At 36.8% G+C, this 4,136-nt stretch carries 3 protein-coding genes; 2 read left to right on the top strand and 1 reads right to left on the bottom strand.

The window, feature by feature from the left end; all coding sequences use genetic code 11:
- Positions 1-118: 118 nt before the first annotated feature.
- Positions 119-1,813, bottom strand: a complete 1,695-nt coding sequence (locus CK510_RS32080) for a serine/threonine protein kinase (protein ID WP_158224973.1) — start codon at positions 1,811-1,813, stop codon at positions 119-121.
- A 184-nt stretch (positions 1,814-1,997) separates the two neighbouring features.
- Between CK510_RS32080 and dgt the strand changes: the two genes are divergently transcribed.
- Positions 1,998-3,329 (top strand): dGTP triphosphohydrolase, encoded by a 1,332-nt coding sequence (gene dgt / locus CK510_RS27145; RefSeq protein ID WP_245912460.1) that lies wholly within the window; start codon positions 1,998-2,000, stop codon positions 3,327-3,329.
- 43 nt (positions 3,330-3,372) lie between these two features.
- On the top strand, positions 3,373-3,870 hold the full coding sequence (locus tag CK510_RS27140) for a DUF427 domain-containing protein (RefSeq protein WP_211293320.1): 498 nt from the start codon (positions 3,373-3,375) through the stop codon (positions 3,868-3,870).
- The last annotated feature ends 266 nt before the right edge of the window (positions 3,871-4,136 follow it).

Raw genomic sequence — 4,136 nt, 5'->3', positions numbered from 1 at the left:
ATACATAATAATATTACTGATATAAACAAAATAATAAATTTTGGAATCAACCTAAAAATAAACTTGAAACTAAGATAATTCATATCTGCTTTTCATCTATTATTACCCACTTCCATATTTAACGAATACAAACTTTTCGAGTACGATTAGCAGCTACCCAACCGGAAACGGGATAATTTATTTGATACCAACCTTTTTGGTCTTTAATTATTGATAACTGGGTACCATTTGCCAACTCTCCGACTTTTTCAGAATCTTTGTTAGGTTGCGATCGCACATTTAAAGTTGCATCTTGTGAATCGGCAACTTCAATCACACAACGTTGTATAGGCACTAGAGTTGCAGTTGGGGAAACTGTCACCGTTACTGTAGGTATTGGTTTACTATCATTCACTGGTTCTTTTATAATTTGAATAACAGGTGCTTTTGGTACTACCAATTCGACTGAAATTTTTGGGATAGGTGTATTTATTGGTTGATTAATACGAGGTGCAGTTACGATTTTTGTTGACGGTTTAATTTCAGAATTTGATACTTGTTTATCTGTTTCTTGAGGTATTGTATTAACTGGAGAAGTCGATAATTCCTCTTGAGGTTTGATAGATTGACTTGGTGTTGATTGAGATGCTATTTCGACAGAACTAGTTGATGATATTTGATTGCGATTTGCTTGGATTCCATAAATTAAACCTGCACATCCTAATAATAAAACTCCTCCACCAACCAATAATTTTATTCCCGATGATTTTTTAGTAATTTGTGAATTATTTGATGTTTTCGCGACTACTGTTTTTACTTCTTTTTGCTGCTGAATTGCACCTGTATTAGAAATATTTTTTGGGATATTTGTAGCAGCAACACCAGAATAATTTTGTGTTGTCGGTTCCGAAGATGGTAAATTCTGTTCTATTACTTGTAACCGTTGATATATTTCTTGAATACTTTGAGGACGTTTCGCAGGGAATGGCTGCATTAAATAATCAATTAAATCACCAAAAGCTGATGATATTTGTGCTGCATCATTACGCCAAATTAAATCACCAGTTTGAGGATTTTCAGGGAATATAAGGGGAGATTGACCTGTTAGCAAATAAACAAAAGTACGTCCCAAAGCAAAAAAATCTGATTGTGGAACCGCTTTCCCATTCACCTGTTCCATTGGTGTATACCCAGCCGAAACAATACCCGTAACTTGCTGCCCTGCTAATTTTTGTAAAAAAGTTTGTGAAACTTCCCTCGCAGTTCCAAAATCAACCAGTGCAAGCTGTCCAGTCGGACGCAACATGATATTTGCTGGTTTAATATCCCGATGAAAATAATTTTGTTGGTGAACTTGCTGTAAAATTTCAGTTAATTGTTTCAACCAACGTATTGCAGCACGTTCGGTAATTGGTTGTAATTTACGCGCTCTCAACCACTCCTCTAAATTCATCCCCTCAATTTTTTCCATCACCAAACAGTGCAAAACTGCACCATTGCCAGTTTGATTATTAACCCGAAACTGGAAATATCCATCAGTTTCAACACAAGGAATACCAGGATGTTTAAGCTGCTTCAGAACTTCTGCTTCTTGCTGAAACAATTCAATCGCTTTCGGATGATGATTATGTAAAACCTTGAGAATTTTTAGCTTACCACCATCATCCACCTCATAGATTGTACCAAAACCACTCGGTTTACTGCGATCGCTAAGTAATCTGGTGACGCGATAACAACCTTCCAATAGCAAATCAGAACCACAAGCTGCACAAAATAAAGTGGTTCCAACAACATTTTCAGGCTTTGGACAATTGGGATTAATGCAGTAGCTCATGTATGTTGTACTTCTAAAAGGCGATAATTGTCGCAATCTTAGAGTAATGTACCAGGAAAAAACTCAATTGCTGCAACTTTGCTATTGTTTGATACACATTATTTCCGGAAATATCCGGGAACTATAATTTTTTTCCAGGGAGAAATCATAATAAGGATGTATCGTACTCAGCTTTCCCATACTTATGATGGAATGGAAACAACTCCTAACACCACAACGACTCGGTAAACATGAACCAGAGGATATACAATATGATCGAACCTGTTTTCAAAAAGATTGTGATCGTATTGTCTTCTCCTCACCTTTCCGTCGTCTCAAAGATAAAACCCAAGTATTCTCACTTTCCAAAAATGATTACATTCGTACCCGCTTAATCCACAGTCTCGAAGCATCTTGTGTAGGACGTTCTCTTGGTAGAATTGTAGGGTATGAAATCGTCAACCGTCACCAACTAGAAAAATACGGATTTAGCGGTTCTGACTTTGGAGATATTGTTTCTGCTGCCTGTTTAGCCCATGATATCGGTAATCCTCCGTTTGGACATTCTGGAGAAGATGCAATTCGTCAAGGTTTTGCATTGTGGTACAGTAACATTAATAATTTAGGTGAGGATTTTCTTGACAAATATCAAAAATGCGACTTTGATTTATTTGAAGGAAATGCACAAGGTTTTCGCATTCTTACTAAAATTGAAGTACCAACCCGTAAAGGAGGAATGCAATTAACCTGTCCCACATTGGCAGCATTCACAAAATATCCCCGTGAATCATTTATTCCAGTAAACTTTATTAATAAATACACAGGTTGTAGCATCAAAAAATATGGTTTTTTCCAAGCAGAAAAAGAGTTATTTACAGAAGTTGCAGAAACGGTCGGATTAATTCGCCAAAATCACAATGCTGCCTGGTGGGCACGTCATCCCCTAGCATTTTTGGTAGAAGCTGCTGATGATATTTGTTATTCAATTATTGATGTTGAAGATAGTTATCGATTAGGATATATTTCGTTCTCACAAGTTTATGAATTGTTAGGTGAAATATCAGGAATTAATATTGATGAATACGATGCCAATGAAGCCGAAAAAGTTAAATATTTGCGGGGAAAATCCATCAATCAACTAACTCGCGAAATCGCAGATATTTTCCTGAAATATGAAGATGAAATACTAGCAGGTACGTTCGATCAACATTTATTATCCCTAAGTAAATATACATCACAATTAGAAATTATTAGTGCAAAAATTCGCAGTTCCGTTTTCATGCATCCCGATGTTTTAGGAATGCGAATAGCTGGATATGAAATATTAGGAAGATTATTTGCTGATTTTGTCGATGCAGCTTTACATCGCAGTCAAAAAAGTGAGTTAATTACATATATGCTTCCTGAGAAATATCGTCCAATCCCAGATGAAAATGACTACTACAAGATATTGCGAATCACCGATTATATTGCCGGGATGACAGATTCATATGCAACAAGTTTATTCCAGAAATTTAGCGGAATTTCGTTATTCTAAAGCAAAAGACTAATTCATTATTTCGCCCAGGAGCACCCCAATTATGAAGCCACAACCCATGCAACCGAAACCAGGACAAGAATCAGTCTGGGATTACCCACGCCCTCCTCGTCTAGAAGATTGTAACAAACACATTCAAATTATTTTTAATAGCAAAACAATTGTTGATACTCGCAACGCCAAAAGAGTCTTAGAAACCAGCCATCCCCCAGTCTACTACATGCCACCAGCCGATATTCAGATGGAATATTTAATTTTACAAACATCACAGTCGAGTTTTTGTGAATGGAAAGGAAATGCCAAATATTACACCTTGCGAGTATGCGATCGTGAAGTACAAAATGTCGCTTGGTTTTATCCAGAACCTACATCAAGGTTTGCATCTATTAAAAATTACGTTGCTTTTTATGCTCATCCAATGGATGTATGCTACGTAGATGGGGAGAAAGTAACACCACAACCAGGTAATTTTTATGGTGGCTGGGTAACTAATGAAATTGTAGGACCATTTAAAGGAGTTCCTGGTAGTTGGGGATGGTAACTATACTAAAAACAGCTAAAAACTTAACTTTTTTAGTATTACAAAGTTGAGTTTTAAGCCTCTCTGCTTGCCTTACGCGCTACTCTAAGAGAACGCTTTGCGTATGGAGAGGGGTCCTATATTAGTCAAGTGTTAAACCGTTCGCAGTATATCTAATTTATTCAAACAAAAAGCCAACTCTAATATTAGTTAGAGTTGGCTTTTTGTTATCGATAAAAAACAGCCCTGGCACCGAGCAATTGTTGCATGGGGCAACCCCCGTACTA

It is taken from the genome of Brunnivagina elsteri CCALA 953 (assembly GCF_002289455.1).
GTDB classification, from domain to species: domain Bacteria; phylum Cyanobacteriota; class Cyanobacteriia; order Cyanobacteriales; family Nostocaceae; genus Brunnivagina; species Brunnivagina elsteri.
The sequence above is the reverse complement of the archived record's forward strand: the minus strand, read 5'-3'. Positions and strand labels throughout refer to the sequence as shown.

What these genes read in the sequence shown, in the direction of transcription:
- dgt (WP_245912460.1), top strand. Translation starts at nt 1,998, where the DNA reads ATGATGGAATGGAAACAACTCCTAACACCACAACGACTCGGTAAACAT.
- CK510_RS27140 (WP_211293320.1), top strand. Translation starts at nt 3,373, where the DNA reads ATGAAGCCACAACCCATGCAACCGAAACCAGGACAAGAATCAGTCTGG.
- CK510_RS32080 (WP_158224973.1), bottom strand. Translation starts at nt 1,813, where the DNA reads ATGAGCTACTGCATTAATCCCAATTGTCCAAAGCCTGAAAATGTTGTT.